The sequence below is a fragment of the Streptomyces sp. NPDC030798 genome (genome assembly GCF_055572275.1).
This window is the reverse complement of record NZ_JBVIDR010000002.1, coordinates 715777-734673: the sequence shown is the minus strand read 5'-3', so window position 1 is coordinate 734673 and position 18897 is coordinate 715777. Positions and strand designations below refer to the sequence as shown.

The 18897-nt window shown below is 72.2% G+C and carries 16 protein-coding genes, 1 other RNA gene and 1 pseudogene; 6 read left to right on the top strand and 12 right to left on the bottom strand.

Translation table 11 applies throughout. The annotated features are described in order from the left end of the window. The first annotated feature begins 445 nt into the window (after positions 1 to 445). The gene (locus ACZ404_RS07825) at positions 446 to 1759 is read left to right on the top strand and encodes a tyrosine-type recombinase/integrase (protein WP_468436975.1); all 1314 of its coding nucleotides are present in this window, start codon (positions 446 to 448) and stop codon (positions 1757 to 1759) included. Positions 1760 to 1948: 189 nt separating this feature from the next. On the opposite strand, the gene rnpB is transcribed toward ACZ404_RS07825, so the two are convergent. The 5 genes and pseudogenes from rnpB to ACZ404_RS07800 form a co-directional block, all read right to left on the bottom strand. After that, positions 1949 to 2351: RNase P RNA component class A (gene rnpB, locus ACZ404_RS07820), an RNA gene on the bottom strand. Positions 2352 to 2469: 118 nt separating this feature from the next. Continuing rightward, positions 2470 to 3234: pseudogene (locus ACZ404_RS07815) on the bottom strand (DMT family transporter); the annotation flags it as partial. Positions 3235 to 3286: 52 nt separating this feature from the next. Beyond that, positions 3287 to 4111, bottom strand: a complete 825-nt coding sequence (locus ACZ404_RS07810) for an AraC family transcriptional regulator (RefSeq protein WP_468436973.1) — start codon at positions 4109 to 4111, stop codon at positions 3287 to 3289. A gap of 44 nt (positions 4112 to 4155) precedes the next feature. Next, positions 4156 to 4734: a Uma2 family endonuclease gene (locus ACZ404_RS07805; protein ID WP_468436971.1), complete on the bottom strand. Its 579-nt coding sequence runs from the start codon at positions 4732 to 4734 to the stop codon at positions 4156 to 4158. Positions 4735 to 4856: 122 nt separating this feature from the next. Beyond that, positions 4857 to 6290, bottom strand: coding sequence for an RNB domain-containing ribonuclease (locus ACZ404_RS07800; RefSeq protein ID WP_468436970.1), 1434 nt, complete (start codon positions 6288 to 6290; stop codon positions 4857 to 4859). A 72-nt stretch (positions 6291 to 6362) separates the two neighbouring features. On the opposite strand from ACZ404_RS07800, the gene yaaA reads away from it, so the two are divergent. Together yaaA and eda are read left to right on the top strand one after the other, a co-directional pair. Continuing rightward, positions 6363 to 7145 carry a peroxide stress protein YaaA gene (gene yaaA / locus ACZ404_RS07795; RefSeq protein ID WP_468436968.1) on the top strand — a complete coding sequence of 261 codons (783 nt, stop codon included), beginning with the start codon at positions 6363 to 6365 and terminating at the stop codon, positions 7143 to 7145. Positions 7146 to 7217: 72 nt separating this feature from the next. Beyond that, a complete protein-coding gene (gene eda / locus ACZ404_RS07790; RefSeq protein WP_468436966.1) occupies positions 7218 to 7883 on the top strand; it encodes a bifunctional 4-hydroxy-2-oxoglutarate aldolase/2-dehydro-3-deoxy-phosphogluconate aldolase in 666 nt (221 codons plus the stop codon). On the opposite strand, the gene ACZ404_RS07785 is transcribed toward eda, so the two are convergent. The 3 genes from ACZ404_RS07785 to ACZ404_RS07775 all read right to left on the bottom strand — a co-directional run bounded on the left by ACZ404_RS07785 (position 7855) and on the right by ACZ404_RS07775 (position 10830). Further along, a complete protein-coding gene (locus tag ACZ404_RS07785) occupies positions 7855 to 9219 on the bottom strand; it encodes a bifunctional RNase H/acid phosphatase (RefSeq protein ID WP_468436964.1) in 1365 nt (454 codons plus the stop codon). The two genes, eda and ACZ404_RS07785, sit on opposite strands and share 29 nt — an antisense overlap. Before the next feature lie 12 nt (positions 9220 to 9231). Next, complete coding sequence (locus ACZ404_RS07780; RefSeq protein WP_468437192.1) at positions 9232 to 9915, bottom strand: zinc ribbon domain-containing protein; 684 nt, start codon at positions 9913 to 9915, stop codon at positions 9232 to 9234. Positions 9916 to 9993: 78 nt separating this feature from the next. Next, positions 9994 to 10830 carry a Nif3-like dinuclear metal center hexameric protein gene (locus tag ACZ404_RS07775; protein ID WP_468436962.1) on the bottom strand — a complete coding sequence of 279 codons (837 nt, stop codon included), beginning with the start codon at positions 10828 to 10830 and terminating at the stop codon, positions 9994 to 9996. 187 nt (positions 10831 to 11017) lie between these two features. On the opposite strand from ACZ404_RS07775, the gene ACZ404_RS07770 reads away from it, so the two are divergent. Together ACZ404_RS07770 and ACZ404_RS07765 are read left to right on the top strand one after the other, a co-directional pair. Further along, positions 11018 to 12277, top strand: coding sequence for a hypothetical protein (locus tag ACZ404_RS07770; RefSeq protein WP_468436960.1), 1260 nt, complete (start codon positions 11018 to 11020; stop codon positions 12275 to 12277). 96 nt (positions 12278 to 12373) lie between these two features. Beyond that, positions 12374 to 12532, top strand: coding sequence for a hypothetical protein (locus tag ACZ404_RS07765; RefSeq protein WP_468436958.1), 159 nt, complete (start codon positions 12374 to 12376; stop codon positions 12530 to 12532). A 54-nt stretch (positions 12533 to 12586) separates the two neighbouring features. On the opposite strand, the gene ACZ404_RS07760 is transcribed toward ACZ404_RS07765, so the two are convergent. The 3 genes from ACZ404_RS07760 to ACZ404_RS07750 form a co-directional block, all read right to left on the bottom strand. Continuing rightward, the gene (locus ACZ404_RS07760; RefSeq protein WP_468436956.1) at positions 12587 to 13525 is read right to left on the bottom strand and encodes a 3-oxoacyl-ACP reductase; all 939 of its coding nucleotides are present in this window, start codon (positions 13523 to 13525) and stop codon (positions 12587 to 12589) included. Between the two features lie 11 nt (positions 13526 to 13536). Continuing rightward, the gene (locus ACZ404_RS07755; protein ID WP_468436954.1) at positions 13537 to 14613 is read right to left on the bottom strand and encodes a Zn-dependent alcohol dehydrogenase; all 1077 of its coding nucleotides are present in this window, start codon (positions 14611 to 14613) and stop codon (positions 13537 to 13539) included. A 93-nt stretch (positions 14614 to 14706) separates the two neighbouring features. Next, complete coding sequence (locus ACZ404_RS07750) at positions 14707 to 15564, bottom strand: MaoC/PaaZ C-terminal domain-containing protein (RefSeq protein ID WP_468436952.1); 858 nt, start codon at positions 15562 to 15564, stop codon at positions 14707 to 14709. A gap of 315 nt (positions 15565 to 15879) precedes the next feature. Between ACZ404_RS07750 and ACZ404_RS07745 the strand changes: the two genes are divergently transcribed. Beyond that, entirely contained in the window at positions 15880 to 17157 is a 1278-nt protein-coding gene (locus ACZ404_RS07745; RefSeq protein WP_468436950.1) for a sensor histidine kinase, read from the top strand. On the opposite strand, the gene ACZ404_RS07740 is transcribed toward ACZ404_RS07745, so the two are convergent. Then, positions 17135 to 18703 carry an alpha-L-arabinofuranosidase B gene (locus ACZ404_RS07740; protein WP_468436948.1) on the bottom strand — a complete coding sequence of 523 codons (1569 nt, stop codon included), beginning with the start codon at positions 18701 to 18703 and terminating at the stop codon, positions 17135 to 17137. The two genes, ACZ404_RS07745 and ACZ404_RS07740, sit on opposite strands and share 23 nt — an antisense overlap. Between the last annotated feature and the right edge of the window lie 194 nt (positions 18704 to 18897).

The window sequence follows — 18897 nt, the reverse complement described above, 5'->3', positions numbered from 1 at the left end:
GCACGCACATTGGGGGAGGCTCGGCCTTGCTGGAGACAGGGCACGCGCATGCGGAATATTCGACTCCGATTCGGCGCGACATACAGGTTCCGGTGCCTCGATGACCAGAAAAGAAAAGGCGCTGGAAACCGGTTCTTCTGCTTTCGATGACCGCTATATGATGCCCCGCGAGGTGGAACACCGCCTGGGTATTTCACCTTCAACTCGGCGCAGGTGGACTAATCGGGGTCTACTGCGCGCCTACCCTCTTGGCCCGTATTACCAACCCGGACCAGGTGCCAACCGGAGAGGAAACAGGAATGGCAGCAGGGTGCGCTACAGCGAGAGGCAGGTGAACGACCTTTTCGAGCGCATCAAGAGGGGAGAGCTAGCACGCCCCCCGAAGCCGGCTGAACTGTAGGACCGCGGGCCGAGGAAAGCTGTACTCACCACACGGAAGGGGCACATGGCCGAGTCCGACGCGCCATTCGACCGATGGCACAAGAAGTACCCGAAGCCAGGAGACAAACCGTGCAAGTGCGGCACAAAGAAGAATCCACTGTACCCATCGGCCGACCACGGCCGGGGACAGCAGTGGCAGGCTCGTTACACCGACCCGAACGGCAAGCCTCGACGGCCGATGTTCGACACGTGGCAGGAAGCTCGTGACCACCTGGACGAGGTGCGGGTAAGCATCCGCGGCGGCACGTGGGTGGACCCGGACATCGGAAGCCAGAAGGTCAAAGCGTTCGCAGAGGAGTTCATCGCGCGCAAGAAAAAGAAGAACAAGAACGAGAACACGACCGGCACCTACGAGACACATCTCCGGGTCCACATCGTTCCATTCCTGGGCTCGCGCGTCGCCAAGACGCTGAAGCGTCGGGACACCATGTCGCTCGTCGATCACCTCATCGGCAAGCCCGGCATCGAGTCCGCGTACTACGTCCACCAGATTTACAAGACGTGGCGCATCCTCGTGAACTATATGATCGACGAGGATGTGCCCCTGCCGGCGAATATCGTTTCCCGTATCGAGCTTCCGGAGATCGAAGAGCGGGAAAAGGTTGCGCTGTCCCCTGAGCAGGTCGCGAGACTGGCTCTCGCCATGCGGCAGGTCGAGCCTCGTTACGAAATCCTCGTATGGATCGCAGCTTGCGCTGGACTCCGCGAGGGGGAGGCTTTTGGTCTCAAGGAGACCTCAGTCGTGTGGGAGCATGACCTGCTCTACGTCGAGGAGCAGCGGCAGCGGGGCAGGAAGGCGAAGCTGAAGACCAAGGCGAGTTACGCCACGCTGCCCGTCGACCACTTCCTTATCGAGCGCCTTTCGGAGCACTTGTCTCAGTTCAGAGGTCCCGCTCCGGTTTCCAAGGCGGCGCTGCAGAAGCGGAAACAGCGCGGCTATGTACCGCCGCCTGACGAAGGGCTGATCGTCACGACCCGGACCGGCCGGCCGCTGTCGCGCAGCCACTTCAACGACAAGTGGCGCGCGGCCGTCGAGCTGGCCGGGTTGCCGGAAGGCACTCGGTTCCACGACCTCAAGCACTTCTACACGAGCCGCTTGGGGGCAGATGGCAAGTACGACCCGAAGACGGTCCAGGCGCTCTCCCGGCACGCCGAGTTCTCCGAGACGTGGGACACCTACGCACACCCGCCTGTGGCTGTGCAGGGCGTGAAGGTGGACACCTTCAGCGGTCTCTTCGGCGCCGGCGGACCCGGCATCGCGCAAGCGCAGCTCGGCACCCGGCAGCGGGCCAACGGCGTCGACCGCGCGGCCGCATGACGTCGATGCGGGACTTGACACCGACCGCACCGCAAGTGCAAGACTCTTCGACGCAACGAGGCGAACCATCGTGGCGCGAGGGTGAGTTGACCCGTGGAACGGTCTCCCCACCCAATTCGACCCCGATTCGACCCCGGAGCCGAACGGCAGAGTGGACACCCCCTCTGACCTGGGCCGGAGGGGTGCGACAGGACGAGCCGGGCTGTACGCCGGGTTCTGTTCCCCGGGGTCCTCGCGGACGCCGGGGCGACGGCCATCCATCTAGGACCGACGTTGCCGTCGGCCTCGTGCGGTCTACCCGCGGACTCGGGCGGGCAGCCCTCGATCGTCCGCGCAGAAGCACCGGGGTGCTTCCTCTTGACCTTGCTCCGGGTGGGGTTTACCTAGCTGCCCAGGTCACCCTGGGCACTGGTGGTCTCTTACACCACCGTTTCACCCTTACCGGGGGCCGAGGCCCCCGGCGGTCTGCTTTCTGTGGCACTGTCCCGCGGGTCACCCCGGGTGGCCGTTAGCCACCACCCTGCCCTGTGGAGCCCGGACGTTCCTCGGGAAGCCCCCTAGGGGGACTCCACGCGGCCGTCCGCCCGGCTCGTCTGCCGTGTCGACCATGGTACCGGGCGCCGGGGCCGGCGCGGACCGGCGGCGGCCGTCGCGAGCACCGAGCCCGTCAGGATCAGGGCGAAGGCGGCCAGCACGGTGAGGGTCAGCGGCTCGTCCAGGAACACGGCGCCGGCCGCCACCGCCACCGCCGGGTTGACGTACGTGATGACCGTCGCCCGGGTCGGACCGGCCTCCTTGATCAGCTCCAGGAAGGCCACGAAGGCCAGCGCGGTGCAGATCACGCCCAGGCCGGCCAGGGCCGCCAGGACGGAGGGGGACGGCACCGAGGCCGGCCGGGTGAGCACCGCCGCCGGGGCGTACACCAGGGTGGCCAGGGTCAGACAGGCCGCCGTGAGGTGCAGGGACGGGACGTTGCGCAGGCTGCGCGCGGCTATCAGCGGCGCGGTGGCGTAGCCGATGACCGTCAGCAGGACCTCGGCCAGCGAGCGGGCGTCGCCGCCGGTGAGGTGGGGCAGGGTGAGGACCGTGACGCCGGCGAGGCCCAGGGCCAGACCGGTGACGCGGCGGGCTCCCAGCCGCTCCGTCCCGCCGGACGGGCCCAAGAGGCCGAAGCAGCGGGACAGGACCACTCCCGCGATCGGTACACCCGCGATCAGCAGGCCCGCCGTCGAACTGGACAGATGGCGTTCGGCGTCGGTGAGGGTGAACCAGGGGATCATGATCTCCAGGCCGGCGAAGGCCAGCAGGGGGCGCCAGTGGGCGCGTACGGCGGCGGTGAGACCGCCCTGGCGCACGGCGAACGGAAGCAGGAGCGCCGCGCCGAGCGCACACCGCGTGAACACCAGCGTCGGTGGGGACACCTCGGCCACCGCCACCTTGATCAGCAGATAGGGGACGCCCCAGACCACTCCCATCAGGGAGAAGAGAAACCAGCCACGTGCAGTCATGCCGTGAGTGTCGGACCGGTCAGCGGCGGGTGTCTTGAACGCTGTTGCGGTACGCCGCCGGCGTCACCCCCAGCACCCGGCGGAACCACCGGGTCAGGTGCGCCTGGTCGGCGAAGCCCACCAGCCCCGCCACCTCCGCCGGGCGCAGGCCCGCCTCCAGCAGTCCGCGGGCCCGGTTCACCCGGTACTGGGCGAGCCAGGCGTAGGGGGGTATGCCCATCGTCGTACGGAAGGCTCGCAGGAGCTGGTAGCGGGACAGGCCGAGGTCGGTGGCGAGGAGGGTGAGCGAGGGCGGGGCGGTCAGTCCGTCGGCCAGGCGGTCGCGGACGGTGCGGGCGATCGTGGCGGCGCCCGGGATCAGGTCCGGGACCGGTCGGGCGGCGGTGGAGTGGCGGCGGGCCAGGGCCGTCAGCAGCCAGGGCAGGCGGGACTCGGCCTCCAGGGGGTCGGGGCAGGCGCTGAGTTCGGCGTGGGCGAGGCGGAGGGCCCCGGCCAGCTCGGGGTCCTCCAGCAGGGGCTCACGGAAGTGCGGGAGGCCGCCGAGGATGCCGTCGGCCAGGAGGGACGGCTCGGCGTACAGGGCACGGTAGGCGTAGCCGTCGGTGGCGTTGCCGGGGCCGCCGGTGTGCATCTCACCGGGGTCGAGGACGACGATCGTGCCGGGGCCGGTGCGGATGTGGCCGCCGCGGTAGTCGATGATCTCGCAGCCGCCGACACAGACGCCGATCGTGTACTCGTCGTGGGCGTGCGGGGCGTAGGTGTGCCGGCGGAAGCTCGCCGTCAGAAGATCGAGCGCGGGCCCGCCGTTGCCCAGCCGAGCCCGTGTCCACAGCGCCTGTTCCACGACCCACCCCTTTCCGCCGCCCTCAGGGTGCAACGCGGCCGGGCTCAGAGAAAGTCCGCGGTCTCCAGCTCGAAGGCGAACGGTTCGGGGAGCGTGAGCGGCTTGCCGAAGGGGACGGTGCAGTGCCCGCGGTAGTCGTCGTTCTCCGGATCGCCGAACAGGGTGACCGAGGATTCGTCACGGTCGACGAGCAGGTAGAGGGGGATGCCCGCGCGGGCGTAGCAACGGCGCTTGGCCTCCCGGTCGGTCAGGGGCTTGGTGGACGTCACCTCGAGGACCATGGCGACGCCGTCGCAGGGCATCCAGGAGTCGGCACCCCGGTAGAGGCGCAGGGCCGCGGGGGCGAAGGTCCCGTCCGGGATCACGTGGTTCTTCGGGCAACCACCTCCGCTCCTCAGCTTCAGGCCCTTGTTCCCTGAGAACTGCATGTCGGTACGGGACCGCCTGATCACTTGGCTCACGATCAGGCCGATGTGGTCCTCATGGTCCCCGTCCGGCGGCGGCGTCACGACGATCTCCCCCTCGATCAGTTCGGCCCGGAAGCCCTCCGGGGTGTCGAGGGACAGGAAGATGTCCAGCAGTCCCTCGGCCGGCGTGGTGGGCTCATGCGCCACGGCAGTCATGTCACGCCCCTCCTTCGGTCGGTCGCCAGACTGGGACATCCCAAGATCACCTGTCCATGAGATCGGGAACCGTTCCCTCGATCGTGGCACAGCGGCAGGAGCCGCGTCAGGCGCCGGACCGCTCACGCGGGGGCGAACAGGAGCTTCGCCGTGCCCGGGTCCGCCTGGACGAGGCGGACGCGGAGGCGTTCGCCGAGGGGCAGGTGGGGGCCCTCGATGCGGCCGATGACCGCCGGGGACTCCACCTGGACGGTGCCGACGGTCGGCCGGTGGTCGGCGAGGTCGATCACCAGGCCCTCGAAGACGTCCCCGACCCGGTCCTTGAGCAGGGCCGCCTCGACGATGTCGACGCACTCGCGCTCCACGGTGCCCTCGCGGTGGCCGCCCTCGGTCATCTCCCGGGGCAGGGCGTCGAGGGTTTCGAGGACCCAGTCGGGCGGGGACACGCCCGCGACGGCCGCGAGGCAGAGCTCGGCGGCGTAGCGGTCGGCGAGGCGGCGCAGCGGGGCCGTGCAGTGGGCGTAGGGGGCGGCGACCGCGGCGTGGGTGGTGATCGCGGGCAGGTGGCCGTCCCGGAAGACGGTGTAGCCCGCGCCGCGCAGCAGCGTGGTGCACTCCTGCAGGAAGGCCGCGTCGCGCGGCTCGTACGGGTCGAGGGTGCGGATCAGCGCCGCGTACGACATGTGGTGCGGCCAGTCGATGTGCAGGGCGGCCGCCGTACGGCGCAGCCGGGCCACGGCTCCGTCGGGGGCGGCCGGGAGGGTGCGCAGGACGCCGGTGCCGGTGGCCAGCATCAGCTCGGCGGCGGCCATGCCGGTGAGCAGGGAGAGCTGGGCGTTCCAGTCCTCGGCGGGCAGCGGGGCCCGGTAGGACAGTTCGTAGGTGTGGTCGCGCTCGGTTATCTCCTGCTCGGGGACGCTGAGCGAGATGCCGCCGCGCTCCACCTCCAGGCGCTCCAGGGCCCGGCCTATCTCTCTGAGCAGCGTGAGCGGCTCCTCGGCCGTGCCGCCGTCGAGCTGCCGTTGCACGGTCGCGTAGTCCAGCTTGGCCCGGCTGCGGATCCGGGCCCGGTGCACCTCGACGGCGACCGTACGGCCCTCCGCGTCCACGTCGACCGTCCACAGCACGGCCGGCCGCACCTGCCCCGGCAGCAGGCTGGCGGCGCCTTCGCTGAGCACGGCCGGGTGCAGGGGGACCTTCTTGTCGGGGAAGTAGAGGGTGTTCACCCGCCGGTGCGTCTCGGCGTCCAGCGCGCCGCCGGGTGCGACGAAGGCGGCGACGTCGGCGATGGCGTAGCGGACCCGGTAGCCGGTGCCCAGCCGGGACAGGTGCATGGCCTGGTCCAGGTCGGTGGAGGCCGGTGGATCGAGGGTGAAGAAGGGGAAGTCCGTGGCGTCGTACAACGGCAGGTCGGGCGCGGCCGCCGCGCGCTCGGCCTCCTGCTGGACCTCGGGCGGGAAGGCCTCCGGTATGCCGAGGTCGGCGCGGAGCGCGGCGAAGGCGGCGCGCAGGGGTGCCTCCAGGGCGCCGGTCACGCGGATCTTGCGGCGGGGCATGAGTCGAGCGTAGGGCGAGGGGGCCCGCGCGGCACCCCGTACCCTGGCGCAGAGCCGATCGAAGGAGTACCTGTGCTGGTCCTGCTGCCGCCCTCGGAAGGAAAGGCCGCCTCGGGCAGGGGCGCCCCGCCGGCGCTTCAGTCGCTGTCCCTGCCGGGGCTGACCGGCGCGCGGGAGGCGGTGCTCGAGGAGCTGGTCGAGCTGTGCGCGAGCGACGAGGAGAAGGCGCGCGAGGTGCTCGGGCTGAGCGAGGGACTGCGCGGCGAGGTCGCGAAGAACGCCGGGCTGCGCACGGCCGGCGCCCGCCCCGCCGGGGAGATCTACACCGGTGTCCTGTACGACGCCCTCGGCCTGGCCTCCCTCGACCCGGCCGCCAAGCGGCGCGCGGCGCGCTCGCTGCTGGTGTTCTCCGGGCTGTGGGGCGCGGTGCGCGTCACGGACCGCATCCCGTCCTACCGCTGCTCCATGGGCGTGAAGCTGCCCGGGCTGGGCGCCCTGGCCGGGCACTGGCGGGCGCCGATGGCCGAGGTGCTGCCCGAGGCGGCCGGGGACGGCCTGGTGCTGGACCTGCGCTCCGCCGCCTACGCGGCCGCCTGGAAGCCGAGGGGTGAAGTGGCCGGGCGCACGGCGGCCGTACGGGTGCTGCACGCGCCGACCCGGAAGGTCGTCAGCCACTTCAACAAGGCGACCAAGGGGCGGATCGTACGCAGTCTGCTGTCGGCCGGGGTCGCGCCGAAGGGCCCCGCCGAGCTGGTGGAGGCGTTGCGCGACCTGGGATACACGGTGGAGGCGGAGGCGCCCGGGAAGGCCGGGCGGCCCTGGGCGCTGGACGTGCTGGTGGAGGAGATTCACTGAGCACGACCTCGGTTCATTGCAGCCTGTGCAACGGTCGTTGCGGGTGGTGAACCCGGTGGGCACGATGAGCGCATGACCTCCCCGGTGCCCTCCGCCGCCTCGGCTTCCTCCGTGCTGGATCTGGCGCCTGTCGTGCCCGTCGTGGTGGTGGCCGACGCCGGTGACGCCGTACCGCTGGCGCGGGCGCTGGTGGCGGGCGGGCTGCCCGTGATCGAGGTGACGCTGCGGACCCCGGCCGCGCCGGCGGCGATCCGGGCGATCGCGCGCGAGGTGCCGGACGCGGTGGTCGGCGCGGGCACGGTGCTCACCCCGGGGCAGGTGCGGGAGTGCGTGGCGGCCGGGGCGCGGTTCCTGGTCAGCCCCGGGTGGACGGAGTCCCTGCTGGCGGCGATGCGCGGCTCGGGGGTGCCGTTCCTGCCAGGGGTGTCGACGGCCTCGGAGGTCGTGGCGCTGCTGGAGCGGGGGGTGCGGGAGATGAAGTTCTTCCCGGCGCAGGCCGCGGGCGGCACCGCCTATCTGCGCTCACTGGCGGGCCCGTTGCCGCAGGCCCGGTTCTGCCCGACGGGCGGGATCGGTCCCGAGACCGCGCCCGAGTATCTGGCCCTGCCCAACGTCGGCTGTGTGGGGGGCAGTTGGATGGTCCCGGCGGAGGCCGTGGCCGGCCGGGACTGGGCGCGGGTCGAGGAGCTGGCGCGGGGTGCCGCCGGACTCAGGGACGCAGGTGGGACGTGTCGTTGAAGAGCCGCACACTCGCGTTGCCGTCGGCGTAGTACGCCACCGCCGAGAGAGAGGCGGCGGAGAGTTCCATGCGGAACAGGGCCTCGGGCGGGGCGCCGAGGGCGAGGCGGACGAACGTCTTGATGGGGGTGACGTGGGTGACCAGCAGGACCGTGCGGCCCGCGTAGGCCGCGACCAGCTTCTGCCGGGTGGCCTCGACGCGGGTGGCGGTCTGGGCGAAGCTCTCGCCGCCGCCCGTGGGGTGGGCCTCCGGGTCGGCGAGCCAGGCGTTCAGGTCCTCGGGGTGGCGCTCGCGGACCTCGCCGAAGGTGAGGCCCTCCCAGGCGCCGAAGTCGGTCTCCCTGAGGCCCTCCTCGATCGCCACCTCGAGGCCGAGACGGGCGGCGACGATGCCGGCGGTCTCGCGGGTGCGGGCGAGGGGGGAGGCGACGACGGCCTGGATCGTGCCGCGCCTGGCAAGGGCTTCGGCGACGCGGTGCGCCTGTTCACGGCCGGCGTCGGAGAGGGACGGGTCGGTGCCGCCGCTGCCGGAGAAGCGCTTCTGGGGGGTGAGAGGGGTTTCGCCGTGCCGGAGCAGCACGAGGGTGGCGGGGGCGCCGAGATCGGGGGCGGTGCTCCAGCCGGGGCGCTGCTCGCCGGCGGTGGACGGCGGGTGCGACTCGGTGGGGGCCGGGGTGACGGTGCGCTGCTCGCCGCGAGGTGCCTCCCCCACGCTCGCATGCGCTCGCGCGGGGGCATCCCCACCGCCCACTCGTGCCGCCCCGGCGGCACGGCTGCCCGCGGTCACGTCGGCATCGCGGCCTGCCGCCAGAGCCGCCCGGGCCTTCGCGGCACCCGCAGTCGCGTCTCCGGGCGGCGCCGACGGCCCGGGCTCGGCCCGCTGAGTGTCCAGGGCGGCCCTGGAGGTGGACGCCGACCACTGTCCGCCCCTCGCGCCCGCGTCCATCGCCTCGTTGGCCAGGCGGTCGGCGTGTTTGTTGCGCTCCCGGGGGATCCACTCGAAGGTGACGCGGTCCGGCGGGAAGACGGTCCTCGCCTCGGCCGCCAGGGGTTTCATGTCGGGGTGCTTGATCTTCCAACGGCCGGACATCTGCTCGACGACCAGCTTGGAGTCCATGCGGACGTGCACCGTGGCCGTCGGGTCCAGCGCGTGCGCCGCGCGCAGCCCCGCGACGAGGCCGCGGTACTCGGCGACGTTGTTGGTGGCGACGCCGATGTACTCGGCCGTCTCCGCCAGCGTCTCCCCCGTGGCCGCGTCACCGACCACCGCCCCGTATCCGGCCGGCCCCGGGTTGCCCCGCGACCCGCCGTCGGCCTCGACGAAGAACTCCCGCACCCCTCAAGCCCCTTACAGACCCGACTCGGCCGTCCGCACCAGGATGCGGCGGCAGTTCTCGCACCGCACCACCGCGTCCGGCGCGGCCGCGCGGATCTCGTTCAGCTCGGTGATCGCCAGCTCCTGGCGGCAGCCCTGGCAGGTGCGGGCGTACAGCTTGGCGGCGCCGATGCCGCCCTGCTGCTCGCGCAGCTTGTCGTACAGCTTGAGCAGGTCCGCGGGCACGGAGCCGGCGATGACCTCGCGCTCCTTGGTCACCGCGGCGGCCTCGCCGTCGATCTCCTCGAAGGCCGCGTCCCGGCGCGCGGTGGCGTCGTCGATCTTCGACTGCACCGACGCGACCCGCTCGGTCAGCTCGCCGACCCGCTCCTGCGCGGCCTCGCGGCGCTCCATGACCTCCAGGACGACGTCCTCGAGGTCGCCCTGCCGCTTGGCGAGCGAGACGATCTCGTGCTGGAGGTTGGACAGGTCCTTGGGCGAGGTGACGGCGCCGGAGTCCAGGCGCTGCTGGTCACGGGTGGCGCGCTGGCGCACCTGGTCCACGTCCTGCTCGGCCTTGGTCTGCTCGCGGGCGCAGTCGCTCTCCTCGGTCTGCGCGGCCACGAGCAGGTCGCGCAGCTGCGTCAGGTCCTTGGTCAGCGACTCGATCTCGGCGTGCTCGGGCAGCGACTTCCGCTTGTGCGCCAGCTGCTGCAGGCGGACGTCGAGGGCCTGGACGTCGAGGAGTCGGATCTGGTCGGCGGGCGCGGCGTTCAGTTGGGGGCTCCCGGTTGACTAGTGGATGAGGGTGGATGCCGCGTGGGCGGTCCACGGGTCGGTGACCGTCCGGGAGACGTGGACCCTGAGGTCCCAGCCGTGGCGGTCGGAGATCTCGTCGAGCTGGGCTGCGGCCAGCTCGCACCAGGGCCACTCGGTGGCCCAGTGCGCCGCGTCGAGCAGCGCGAGGGGACTGTGGGCCACCGCCTCGGAGGCGGGGTGGTGGCGCAGATCGGCGGTGAGGAAGGCGTCGGCGCCGGCCGCTCGGACGTGGTCGAAGAGGCTGTCGCCGCTGCCGCCGCTGACGGCGACCGTGCGCACGACGGCGTCGGGGTCGCCGGCCACCCGGATGCCCTGGGCGGTGGCGGGCAGCCGCTCGGCGGCGCGGGCGGCCAGTTCCCGGACGGTGAGCGGGTGGTCCAGCTCGCAGACCCGGCCGAGGCCCCGGCGGCCCTCCGGGTCGGTCGGGTCGGGCACGAGGGGGCGTACGACCCGCAGGTCGAGCGCGCCGGCGAGGGCGTCGCTGACGCCCGGGTCGGCGGTGTCGGCATTGGTGTGGGCGACGTGCAGCGCGATGTCGTTCTTGATCAGCGTGTGCACGACCCGGCCCTTGAAGTGCGAGGCCGCCACGGTCGTCGTCCCGCGCAGGTAGAGCGGGTGATGGGTGACCAGCAGGCCGGCGCCGAGCTTCACCGCCTCGTCGACGATCTCCTGCACGGGGTCGACGGCGAACAGGACCCGGCCGACCTCCTGGTCGGGGTCGCCCACGACCGTGCCGACCGCGTCCCAGGACTCGGCCCGCTCGGCGGGCCACAGGTTCTCCAGCGCGGCGATGACTTCAGACAGACGGGGCACGGGAAAAGGCTACCTGGCCGTTCTGCCCGGCTGAACCGCGTCCGCCTCCTGCGTCCCGGATCAGCACAGCGGCCCCGGTCCCCTCAGGCGAATCGCTTCTGCGCCACCCGTATGTGTGAAGCCACAGCCCGACGGTGCCCCGCCCGTGCGTACGAAAACTAGCTTCGTCGCTGGAGGTGACCGAACCATGACGGCCTGTGCGATCGAACCGCCTTCCACCGGCGGGCCCGAGGAGGACGATGACGGTGTGCCGGGGACGGGGTGCGCCATCACGGCGGACGGCGCGTACGCCGCCCGGCTCGCGCGGGCCGGGAACTGCTGGTTCCCGGAGCGCTGGACGCTGGACGGCCCGGAGCCGTACGCGGTGCCCCTGCCCGGCAACCAGCCCGAGGAGCCCGGCACCCAGGTGCAGCCGCTGGCCGACGGGCGGGTGCTGATCCACCGGCTGGTGGAGCGGCGGCACACCTTCTCGCTGCTCTACCCGACCGGGCCCGGCACCGGTGAGCTGCCGCTCGGCGCCGTGGAGTGCCCGGAGCCCGGCAGCCGGCTCGGGCTGCTGCCCCCGGCGCCGGGCGGGACGCGGGCGTACGCCCTGGCCGTCGGCGCGCGCTCCACGGCGGTGTGGCTGGTGACGGGCGGCGTGTTCGGGCCCGAGCACGTGGCCGAGGTGCCCGGGCGCTGCTCGGGCGGGGTGTGGCTGGACCGGTCGGGGCGGCTGCTCGCGCTGGACCGGGAGCTCGGCGGGCGGACCAAGACGGTCGTGGTGGACCTGGAGCGCGGCGGCGAGATCTCCCCGCTGCTGCAGATCGCGGCGGACAGCGACGACCGGTTGCTGCTGGCCGATCCGGACAGCGGGCTGCTGCTGATCTCCTCGGACGCGCCCTGCCCGGGGCAGGAACGATTGGGCTGGGGGATCCTCGGCAGCACGCTGCCGGTGCGCTTCCCGGAGTGCCTGCGGGTGGCGGACTGCCCGGTGACGCCGTTCGCGATCCAGCCGGGGCAGGCGCTGACACCGGAGTACTGCGCGGTGGCGCTGCGCGTCGACGGGCCCTTCGGGAGCTGGGTCGCCCTGTGGCGGCCGGCCGCGCGCCAGTTGTGTCATCTGGCGGCGCCCGAGGGGTGGTTGGCCGGTGCCGGGCTGTGGACGCCGGACGGCGTGCTGCGGCTGCCGTTCGCCACGGGCGAGGTCCCGTGCGGGGTGGCCGAGTTGGCGGCGCCCTGGGGGGCGACGGGGGACGTCGGGGTCCCGGGCGGTACGACCGTCACGGGGCCCGGGGGGACGGGGGGACCGGGGGGCGTGGGCCTGGAGGATCCGGTCCGGGACGGCACCGCTTCCGGGGCGTGCGACGCGCCCGGGCAGGCGGCCGAACCGGATCCTCCGGAGCCTGTGATGGCGCGTCCGGTGCCGTTGCAGCAGGCGCCCCTGGGACGTCTTGTAACGAAGTAGTGCCGGTTGGCGTGTGCGCCTGGATTCGGCCCGCGGTGTGCCGGTTACACTCGCCCGGCTGTACGAAAGATCATGTTGACGGGGTGAATTCTTCCGATGAGCGACACCAGCACGATGGAGCAGCTGTCCGCCAACTCCTCCGAGGTGGCGGGCCACGGCCGGCACCGGGGCCCGGTGGCGGCCCAGGAGAGCGAGTCGGCTCCGCACGGCCGGCACCGCAAGCCGGTCCAGGAGACGGCCGAGGCGGCTGCCTGACGGTTCGTGAGCAGAGGGGGTGCCCGTCGGACGGCGGGCACCCCCTCTGTCGTGTCATCCCCGCTTCAGGCCCAGCACCTCGGCCGCCGCGAAGGTCTCCCCCGGCGGCCGGTCCGCGAAGTGCGCGGTGAGCAGCGCGTCGAGTTCGTCGTAGCTGAACGTCTCCTGCTTGCTGTCGAACCTGGCCTGCACCCGCGGTCGTTCGATGACGGCGATCATGCCGCCGTGGACGACGAGGAGTTGGCCGTTGACCCGCGCGGCGGCCGGTGAGGCGAGGTAGCCGACGAGCGGGGAGACGTGCTCGGGGGCGAGCGGGTCGAGTCCCTCTTCGGGCTGCCGGAGACCGGCGAAGACGTCCTCGGTCATGCGGGTGCGGGCGCGCGGGCAGATGGCGTTGGCGGTGACGCCGTACTTGGCGAGAGCGAGGGCGGTGGAGGTGGTCAGGCCGACGATTCCGCCCTTGGCCGCCGCGTAGTTGGGCTGTCCGGCGGAGCCGGCGAGGAACGCCTCCGAGGAGGTGTTGACGATCCTGCCGTACACCGGCCCCCCGGCCGCCTTGGACCGCTCCCGCCAGTGCGCGGCGGCGAAGCGGGTGGTGTTGAAATGGCCCTTGAGGTGGACGCGGACCACCGAGTCCCACTCGTCCTCGGTCATGGAGAAGACCATGCGGTCGCGCAGGATGCCGGCGTTGTTGACGAGGACGTCCAGTTTGCCGAACTCGGCGACCGCCAGGCCGACGAGGTCCCGCGCCTGGCCGAAGTCGGCGACGTCCCCGGTGTGCGCGAGGGCCGTGCCGCCGGCCGCGCGGATCTCCGCGGCGACCTCCTCGGCCGGTCCCGCCGAGGCCTCGCCGGAGCCGTCGCGGCCGGGCCGGCCGTAGTCGTTGACGACGACGGCGGCGCCGAGCCGGGCCAGTTCCAGGGCCTCGGCCCGGCCGAGCCCGCGTCCGGCACCGGTGACGATCGCGGCCAGCCCCCGCAGTGGCAGTGACATCGGACGGCCCCTCAGATCTCGATGCAGGTGCGCAGGGCGGTGCCGGTGCGCATCTGGTCCAGTGCCTCGTTGATCTCCGCCAGCGGGACCCGGTGGGTGATCAGGCCCGCGAGGTCCACGCGGCCGGCCCGCCACAGGGCGATCGTGCGCTCGTAGGAGCGCAGCACGTCCCCGCCGCCGTACAGCGACGGCAGGATGCGCTTCTCGTCGAAGAACAGCTCGAACATGTTGAGCTGCAGGAAGTCGTCCATGGCGCCCGCGCCGACCACGACGAGGGTGCCGCCGCGCCGGGTGTTGTCGTAGGCGGTGCGGGCGGTGGCCGACCGGCCCACGACCTCGAAGACGTAGTCGAAGCCCTCGCCGCCGGTGACCTGCTGCTTGGCGTCGGCCAACTCCTCGGGTGCCACGGCCCGGGTGGCGCCGAACCTCAGGGCCGCCTCGCGCCGGGCGGTGACCGGGTCGACGGCGACGATCTCGGCGGCGCCCTTGAGCCGCGCTCCCTGCACGGCCGAGATGCCGACGCCTCCGCAGCCGATGACCGCGACCGACGAACCGGCTTGCACGTCCGCGGTGTTGAGGGCGGCCCCGAGACCGGTGGTGACGCCGCAGCCGATCAGTGCGGCGATGTCGAAGGGCACGTCGTCCGGGATCGGCACGGCGCAGCCCGCGTCGACCACGACCTCCTCCGCGAAGGTGCCGGTGCCCGCGAAGCCGAAGACGTCACCGCCGGGGCGCCGGAAGTTGGGGGTGCCGGCGTTCATGAACCCGGCCAGGCACAGCTCGGTCTGGCCGCGCTTGCAGGCGGGACAGGCGCCGCAGGCGGGCAGCCAGCACAGGACGACCCGGTCGCCGGGCTTGAGGTGCCGGACGCCCTCCCCCACGTCGAGGATCTCGCCCGCGCCCTCGTGGCCGGGGACGAACGGCGCCGGCTGGGGCAGCACCCCGCTCATCGCGGACAGGTCCGAGTGGCACAGCCCGGTGGCCCGCACCCGCACTCTCACCCTGCCGGGGCCGAAGCCCGTCGCCTCGACGTCGTCGAGGACCTCCAGCTTGTCCTGGCCGATCTCGTGCAGTACGGCTGCGCGCATGGTGCGGCTCTCCCCTCGACGGTGGGCCTGCTCGGAAGTCCCGACTGTGGGTCTGCTCAGGAGTCTCGACCGGAGTCTCGACGGCGGGTCTGCTCAGGAGTGCTGAACGACGGTGTCGGCGAGCACCGGCGCGTCGTCCCTCTCGGCGGCGCTCACGGCCACCCGTACGCTTCCTTCCTCCCGCCACATCCGGATGCGCAGGGTCTCCCCCGGATGGACGACCCCCGCGAACCGGGTGGTGTAGGCGCGCACCCTGCTCACGTCCCCGCCGAGCAGCGTGTCCACGACCGCCTTGAGCGTGATGCCGTAGGTGCACAGCCCGTGCAGGATGGGCCGGTCGAAGCCGGCGAGCTTGGCGAACTCCGGATCGGCGTGCAGCGGGTTGTAGTCGCCGGAGAGGCGGTAGAGGAGGGCCTGGTCCTCGCGGATCGGCCGCTCGACGGTCCGGTCGGGGTCGCCGGCGGGCGGCTCGAGCCGGGCGGAGGGGCCGCGGTCGCCGCCCCAGCCGCCCTCGCCGCGTACGAAGATCTGGGCGTCGTTGGTCCACAGCGGGCCGTCGGCGTCGGCGACGTCGGTGCGCAGCACCAGGACGGCCGCCTTTCCCTTGTCCCACACGGCGGCGACCCGGGAGGTGGCGGTGGCGGAGCCGCACACCGGGATGGGCCGGTGGAGCGTCAGCGACTGGCCGCCGTGCAGCACCCTGGCCAGGTCGACGTCGATGCCCGGCATGGACAGTCCGCTGATCACCCCGGGCGAGCCGCTGCCCGCGACGGTGGCGAAGCTGGGCAGCACGTGCAGCCGCGACTCCAGGGTGTAGCGCAGCTCGTCCGGGTCGGTGGCGGGGATGCCCGCGCCGATGCCGAGGTGGTAGAGCTGGACGTCCTTGGGGGTCCAGGTGATCTCGCCGGAGCGGGGTTCGGCGGCGAGGGCCAAGGCTGCGTCGATGGGCATGGGGCTCCTGACGGGTCTCAAGACCTCGGTGCGGACGTCCGCACCGTCGGCCGCACCGAGGTCGTCCACGGGCGGATCTAGAACGCGTTCCAGTCCGGCGCCCCTTGTATAGCCCAGCGCTGCCCAGTTGTGAAGGCTCCTGACGATGTGTCAGCTCACGCGGGACCCGTGACATTTGTACTGCCCGGATCCGTACACGCGCATCTGCCGCACAGGGGGCCCGGCCCCCTACCGTCGAGGGGACGGGACGCCGGCGCATCGCGGTGCGATCATCGTCCTGACCATGGGACCGGCCATCTGATCGGGGGAACAGAGATGTCGTGGTGGGGGCGGACACGCTGCCGCATCCGGGATCTGCGCGCGGCGCGGGCCCGCTGGCGGGCGGACATGGAGCGCTTCCGGGCCGCGCAGCGGGCGGCCCGCAGGAACGGCGGGCCGCCGGCCGTCGACCACCCCGGGCCCCCGCCGACCGGCTTCGTCCTGCTGCCCTGGCTGCTGATGGGCATGGGGTCCTTCTCCAACCTGCTCCAGGGCCGCACCCCGAACCCGTGGATCGGCGGTCTGGGGCTGCTCGCCTTCAACTCGCTGTACATCTACGTCACCTTCCGCTCCTTCGACCGGGAGAAGCGCGCCTCGGTGTCCACCCGGGTGGCGCTGGCGCTGATGGGCCTGGTGACCACGGGGCTCGCCGTCGGGTACGGCGGCAACTGGCTGATGTTCTTCCCGCTGCTCGGCCTCGCGACCGGGGCCACGCTGCGCGGCCCGTGGCTGGGCCGCACCGGCCTGCTGCTCTCCGGATTCGCGGCCCTCCTCACGAGCGTGCGCGACGGCTGGGGGGACGCCGTGAACATCGGCTACGCGACCTTCCTGTCCAGCATGGTGACCGCCGCCATCCTCGGCCTGTCCGAGGCCGTGCGGGAGCTGCGCGCCGCCCGGGAGGAACTGGCCCGGCGGGCGGTGGAGAAGGAGCGGCTGCGCTTCTCCCGCGATCTGCACGACCTGCTCGGGCACACCCTGTCGGTGATCGTCGTGAAGTCGGAGGCGGCCCGGCGCCTCGCCCCGCGCGACATGGACGCGGCCCTCGCGCAGATCACCGACATCGAGTCGGTGGGCCGGCAGGCGCTGACGGAGATCCGGGAGGCGGTGACCGGCTACCGGGAGGGCAGCCTGGCCACCGAGCTGACCCGGGCCCGCTCGGCGCTGTCCGCGGCGAGCGTGGAGCCGGTGATCCGCCGGTCCGGGACGCCGCTCGCGCCGCAGACCGAGGCGCTGCTCGGCTGGGTGGTGCGCGAGGCGGTCACCAACGTCGTCCGGCACAGCGACGCCACCCGCTGCGAGATCACCGTCGAGTCCGCCGCCGAGCGGGCCCGGCTCACGATCACCGACAACGGCACCGGCCAGGCCGTCAGCCGTCCCGCCGAGGGCATCGGCGGAACCGGCCTGACGGGCCTGACCGAGCGCCTCGCGGCAGCGGGCGGCTCCCTCACGGCCGGCCCGGCGCCGCGCGGCGGCTTCACGGTCGCCGCCGAACTCCCGGCGGAGCCGGCGGAACTGGCTGCCGCGGGAGCGGCTACGGCGCCCAGGGCGAGCTGACCGCCCAGGTCACGTCGCTGCTCCAGGAGGTGGTGCTGTCGAAGTCGTTGGAGCCTCCGTTGCTCGCTATGTACACGTTGTAGTTGTAGTGGCGCAGGTATCTCGTCGGGTAGTTGTACGAGGCGAACGAGGTGCCCGTGCCGCTCTTGCCGGTCTGCGGGCAGAAGGTGGCGTCGGAGCGGAACTGGGCGGAGCCGTCCATCGGCTGCCGGTGGAGCCGGTAGTTGTAGTGGCGCAGGAAGTCACCGGGGTAGTTGCGGGACTCGAAGGAGACGCAGGAGCTGTCGGCGAGGCCCCGGCGCACGATCCAGGTGGCGTCGTTCTTGTCGAGGGACGAACTGCTCGACGTCACCGGGGAGATGACGGCCGCGTCGTCCTGGTGGCGGATGTAGTCGCCGGTGCAGCAGGAGGTCGTCGCGCGCAGCGAGATCTCCGATCCGGGGTTCAGGGTGCCGGTGCTGCCGGTCGGGCCGCCGTAGCCCACGGACACGATGTCGGCCTGGACGGCGTTGTCGGCGGCGTCCGTCGGGATGCCGGAGGTCATGACGCCCTCGAAGAAGGACCCGATGGAGCCGTTGCTGTTGTCGCCGCCGGTGCCGAGGACGATGGCGCCCTCCTGGTGCATCGGCGAGTAGCCGCTCGTGGTCGGCTCACCGCCGGAATAGGTGGTCGTCAGCCCGCCCGATTGCGCGTTTCCGTATTTCAGCGCGAAATGGTTCTGTCCGTTGTTCTTCAGCAGCGCGGTGACGAACGGAAGCGGTCCGGTGCCGGTGTTGGAGGTGTTCTTGCTGTACCCGGAGTCGGACTGGAACAGCCCGTTCTCCAGGTCCGCCTGCACCCATGGGCCCTGTCCGTAGCAGGGCGAGAACCAGCACTCGGTGCCGAAGTTGATGGCGTCCATGTGGCCGTTGCCGGTGTCCTTGTTGTTGGTCTCGGCGTTGCCGTAGTCGAAGCAGCAGCGGTTGTTGACATGGGTGCCGGAGGTCACCATGTACATCCCCTCGGCCTGCCCGTTCACGGCCACGCCCGAGGTGGAGTTGTCCCGGTAGCCCATGCCGGCGGAGATCTCCAGGCCGTAGACCTGGTGCCCGCCGACGGTTACCGGCAGGGCGTCCGCGGGTGCCCCGACGTCGGCCGCGCCGGCGCCGCCCGCACCCTCGACGGTGAGGTCGTTGTGGCGCGGCGACTGGTCGTAGATCTTGGTGATGATGCAGGTCGTGGCGGAGCAGAAGGAGTCCTGGGCGGCCGCGTTGGCGTATCCGCCGGCGGCCAGCAGGCCGATGTCGGCGGTGGCGCCGTCCTTGGCCCGCTGCACCTGGTACAGCGGCCCGTTGTACGAGGAGTACAGGGCCCTCACGAGGCTGTGGGCGGCGACGCAGGGGGTGCCCGCGGCGCCGTAGAGGTCGCAGGGCAGGGAACCGGCGGCGACGGCCTGGGGAGCGCCGGTGCCGAGCAGCAGCGCGGCGAGGGTGGCGCAGACCGCGAGGACGGACAGGGCGGCGCTTCTCGGTCGCCGGGGAAGGGCGTGCGTGAGCGGTGGGAGCACGGGGGCACCTCGGTGGGTTGTGGGGGTGGTGCGGAGCTTGTTCCTTACGGGTGAGCGGTGGCGCACGGGCTGCGGTCGATATACCGAACGCCGTTCGATCGAAATACCGAACTTTTCCATCGACGAAATACCGAACAAATCCCGGAATTGCAGAGGCGATTGTTTTCGGGTGACAGAGGACCGTCAACCCCTGC